We start from the raw sequence: 4,772 nt of genomic DNA, 5'->3' as shown, positions 1-4,772 counted from the left end.
CGCCGACGAGATCCTCGCCGCCGTCAAACGCTTCTGCCAGAAAACAATGAAGCGAACTTCGGATTCAGGTGACTAGTGAATGATCGAATTTAGCTGTACTTGCTCAGAAGAGGCAACGATCAACGACCAGAATCGCCATATGATTGCTTGGATTACCCTCAATGACTTTGATTATGTAAATACATGTGCCACGGTTTGGCCGACCGGTCGAATGTGACGCGCAAGGACGTGCTAAGCTTACCGCTCCCGCTCAAAATCCCGGTCATCATCGCCGCGCTCGTTCCCCCGCGCTGACCGCGATGGCTTGATCCGCCGCCCGCCCGCGCCGTTTTCGCTACCGGCCTCATCACGGTCCCGCGCGGCGTCATGGAACTTGTCGGCCAGCGGCAGCTCGGTCCAATGGGGCTCCGGCATGTCCGGGGGCGGGGTTTCAAACACCGGGACCTGATCGTCCGGCACCTCGATCTCCTGCTCTCGCCGCCGCGTCCGCTGCCGCCGACGAGCAGCGCCATCGCCACCATCACCACCACCACCACGCCCGCCGCGCGCGCTTTCACCCTTACCAGCAACCTTGCCGGACTTTTCAGCATCCGCCTTCTCCGCCCGCTTCTTCACCGCCGCGCCGAACGCCTTGCGCAAATTACTGCGATCATCTTCAGGCCGCCGATCGACGGCGATGACGATGTCCTGATCTTTCGACAGGTGATGACGCCGATCATCATGCCGATCATCATCACGCTGCCGGTCCCGCGCCCGGTAACGATCCTTCGCTTTATGCGGCACTGCCGACCGGCCTTTCGGCTTCAGCGTGAGATTGAGCGCCGACATATGATCATGCCCCTGGCGCTGCGCCATCCGCTCCTGCCGACGCTGCGACACTTCATAGCTTTTCAGCTCGCGCGCCTCGATCTGCGCCAGCGCGCGCACTTCCCGCGCGGCGTCCATCACCTGCAACAGGTGCCGATGATCGAGCATACGTTTGGCATCGACCTGCCTTTCCACAAGCGCCGCCTTCTCCGCTTGATACGCGGCATGACGCTGCGCGTCCTGATGCTTGTGGATCTTCCCGATCACAAAGCTCACACCCGTGACGCGCCCGAGAAACGCCGCCAGCCCGGTCGGCTTTGCCGCCAACCGCGATTCCTTCACGCGCCGCACTTCATCGAGATAGAGCGCCTTCACCTGCCGTCGCGCGGCAGTATGCTCTTTCGCGAGCGCCAGCTTCTCGTCCCTATGCCGTGTCAGCATCGCGGCTTGCGCCGCCTCGATCTTGCTGCGCCGCGCACCTTGCGCGGCTTTCAGAAGATCGAGCTTTTTGGCATCGCGCCCGGATTTGACAAAATCCTCCCGCGCTTGCCGGTGCGCGGCGACCAGCGCCTTCGCTTCATCCACGGTCGGCAATGAATCCGGCGGGAACTCGGATTCCAGAAAAGCGCTGATATCCTTCGTTCGCACGCTGCGGTCGTCGATCATTTTCGGCAGGGCGTTCATGTTGCCGTAAAGATCGACCAGCACATAAGGCCGGTTGCCGGTGGCGAGCACATAGCCCATTTCCTCCAGCGCCCGGACAAAGGCGCGCGGGCTGTCGCTGCGCTTCCACGCCGCCGTCACCGCCGCCATGCGCTCTTCTTTGGTGATGCCGGAATTGCGCTCCTGCTGCGTCTCGTACAGAGATTTTTTCTTCCGGTCATCACCACCGCGCTCGTACCCGGCAGGAAGGGCCAGCCCATGGTCGCGGGCAAACTCCCGCGTCACCATCATCAGCTTGTCATGATCGAACGGCTGGTGGATCGCCTTGCCGGCCCGCGCATCGATGCGCGACCAGACGATGTGACAATGCTCGCGCCCCTCTTTGATGTGGAACACCAAGGCGCGCGGCTGGCCCGTCAAACCGAGCGCCTTCTCGACGCGATCGGCATAATCGCGGTACTGATCGCGGCTGAGCTGCCCCTGACCCAGATCGGGATTGACCGACAGGCTGTAGAGGTAATTCCGGCACCTGGTCAGGTTATGCGCAATCGCCTCCCACTCAGCGAACGCGCCGTGCAGATCATCCGCGACCGCGCCCCGGACCTCCGCCAACTCGACATATTCATTGTCGTGGGCGTTGAGCAGATGGGTGGCGAGGTCCTGCCCGCCGGCACGCTGGCTGGCTTTGGGGATCATGGCTTGCGCCCCAAAGCAGACAGGCACGCGGCGCGAATGTCGCGAAGATCGCGCATAGCGTCTGCAAGCAGCGCGGCGTCGAGACCATCGACGCCCACCGCCCCCAGGCAATCATGGAGGCGGTCATGGAGGCGCGCCGTCTCGGCCAGAAGACGCGCGATCTCCTGCTGCTCCACAGGCGCACGCCGCGCCTGCCGGGGCGCGTCATCGGCGAAAACGGATTGGGTGATGAAGGCATTGAGGGAGAGGCCCGACCGGGCCACGCGCGCATGAAATTCCTCCCGCAGCGCTTCGGGCGGGCGATAGGAAATGGGGGCGTCGCGTCTCGATCTCTCCGTCATGCCAAAACAAATAGCTGCACCAATCCGCCCGCCGCCGCGCGCAAACCGCGCGCGCATGAGCGCCACCGCGAGGGGTCCCCCGCCTTCGTACCAAGGGCGCAGCCATGCCCCTGGGCGATGGGTTTCCAAAGGGAGAGCCGAAGTCTCCCTTTCGCTGCCGTCACCGGCAAAGCGCGCCGTAACCCGCAAGGGGCGACGGCGGGTCGTGGTTCAGGACACGAAAGTCCTGACCGTTCCGCCGTCGCCAGAGGCTATGGCGGACTTGGGTTGCAAGGGGCGCGGAAGCCCTTTGCGCGATGGGTCCAGGGAGAGCGGCAGTCTCCATGGTCGGGATGCAACACCGAAATGTTGCCCTCAGCCGGGGCGGGCTCGATGCCCGCCAGCATTCATGCGCCCGGCTGAACGCATCCGTTGGACCGAATACGCCACAAGCGGATTCGCAGCCTTACGGATGCCCTGAGGGGGGTTCGCGGGGGACCGGAGAGTCCCCCCGCAAGGTGCGCGTGGTAGTACCACGCACACCTTGTACAAGTCTCTAATCTGAACTTCCCCTGTTATATTCAATTATACCAGAGGACGGGCGGGATTTGGAAATCTGCACGCCGACGCTGTGCTGTTGTCATGCAGATTACACTATCAACGAATGCGCTGCACGAGGTTTGCGCGGGGAAAAAGGAGCGCGGGGCGCACGATATTCAACGCCATCACTGATCCGCAGCCTGGCTTGTTTTGGAATGTACATCCCAAAAGGTCAGGCCGCCTGAAAGGATGGCCCGTCATGAACATGCAGACGCCTGGGCTTGTGCCCGCCGCCGATTTTCAGCTCAAGCCGACGCGCGAAACCTATGATCGTTTCCAGCAGGCTTATGAGCATTTCAACAAGGCGCTGTTCGACAACGCTCTGCCCAATGCGCTCATTACGTTGCAGCGCCGCAAAGGCAGCTTCGGGTATTTCGCGGGCGACAAGTTCAGCAATCAGGACGGAAAACCCGCCGACGAAATCGCCCTCAATCCGCTCGCTTTCGGGGACCGCCCGGTCGTCGATATCCTCGCCACCCTCGTCCATGAAATGGTGCATCTGTGGCAGCATCATTTTGGGTCGCCGGGACGCGGGCGCTATCATAACCGCGAATGGGCGGAGAAGATGAAAACGCTTGGGCTTCAGCCGACTGATAGCGGCGCGGAAGGCGGCAAGGAGACCGGCGAAAGCGTCGCTCACATGATCGTCGCCGGCGGCCCTTTCGAGGCCGCCGCGAAAAAGCTGATCGCGAAAGAGTTCACAATCGCCTGGAAGGAAACGGCGATACGGCCGTCCTTCCAGCCCGAGGGCGGCGGCGAAGCCCCGCCGCCCGAGAAAAGCGGCAAACGCCTGCGCTATTGCTGCCCGGACTGTGATCTCAAGGCCTGGGCAAAGCATGACGCGAAGCTTGTCTGCGGCGACCATATGGTGGCGATGGTCCCGAAGGATTGAGTTCGTCAATTGAGGCGCGGCGGTTCCTGCGTCCTGTCCGGCAGAACACCGCGTCCAAAAAGCATCGAACCCCCGATAGCGGATGACAACAGAAGGAATGGCGCAGCCGCGCCGCCCGTGATGGCAATCCCGCTCGCGTTTGCAAGAGTTATTGCCGTCCCGTAAGTCGCAAGCGCTCTCTTCTTATCTTTCAATTGCGTTTGTTCGCTTTTCACGTATTCCGTGACTTCTTCGGACGCCCGGCAGATACCATCGCGGTATCTCTCTGCACATTCCCGCACCACGTCCGCATCATAGTGAGTGACGGCTATCTGTTCCCGCAGGTTCGTGATTTCGGAGACCATATCGCTTGCGGCTTCTTCAGTAGCGCCACAGGCGACCAGAGTTTTCTTCTCAAAATCCAGAAAACGAGAAAATGCTTTCATGTCGCGAACGACGGCTTGGGCTTCCATCCGATAAGCTTCATTCGCAGCCAGCCCCGCTCCGAAATTTATGGCATCGTTCAATCCGTTGTCGAAGGATTGCCGGAAACTCCCGCACAACTCTGCAAGGAGATTTCTGTATTCTTGGATAGTGAAGGATTCGGGATCGGTTTTCAGACGCCGCATGCGGTCTGTCACGCGAAACAGTTCTTTATGATATGTCGGATCGATGCCAGAGAATCCGTTCATGAATTATTCCCCCTTTCGCGCGTCATCCAAAATCACGCGCAAAAGAAAGCTGAATGACTGACCGGCTGATGCCGGTAGGATCAAGTGGAGGGGCTGAAGCCGTTTCTGTGGGAATGCCGGTCC

At 61.0% G+C, this 4,772-nt stretch carries 4 protein-coding genes; 1 reads left to right on the top strand and 3 read right to left on the bottom strand.

The window, feature by feature from the left end:
* Positions 1-237: 237 nt before the first annotated feature.
* Positions 238-2,166: a relaxase/mobilization nuclease domain-containing protein gene (locus tag L3X40_RS20955; RefSeq protein ID WP_237367295.1), complete on the bottom strand. Its 1,929-nt coding sequence runs from the start codon at positions 2,164-2,166 to the stop codon at positions 238-240.
* Positions 2,163-2,564, bottom strand: a complete 402-nt coding sequence (locus L3X40_RS20950) for a hypothetical protein (RefSeq protein WP_237367294.1) — start codon at positions 2,562-2,564, stop codon at positions 2,163-2,165. The genes L3X40_RS20955 and L3X40_RS20950 overlap by 4 nt, the downstream gene beginning before the upstream one ends.
* Before the next feature lie 721 nt (positions 2,565-3,285).
* Between L3X40_RS20950 and L3X40_RS20945 the strand changes: the two genes are divergently transcribed.
* The gene (locus tag L3X40_RS20945) at positions 3,286-3,978 is read left to right on the top strand and encodes a SprT-like domain-containing protein (protein ID WP_237367293.1); all 693 of its coding nucleotides are present in this window, start codon (positions 3,286-3,288) and stop codon (positions 3,976-3,978) included.
* A gap of 5 nt (positions 3,979-3,983) precedes the next feature.
* Here the strand turns inward: L3X40_RS20945 and L3X40_RS20940 are convergent, their stop codons facing one another.
* Positions 3,984-4,649 carry a hypothetical protein gene (locus tag L3X40_RS20940; RefSeq protein WP_237367292.1) on the bottom strand — a complete coding sequence of 222 codons (666 nt, stop codon included), beginning with the start codon at positions 4,647-4,649 and terminating at the stop codon, positions 3,984-3,986.
* Positions 4,650-4,772: the final 123 nt, after the last annotated feature.

The sequence above is a fragment of the Rhizorhapis sp. SPR117 genome, assembly GCF_021742065.1.
This window is presented reverse-complemented; position numbering and strand designations above follow the sequence as displayed.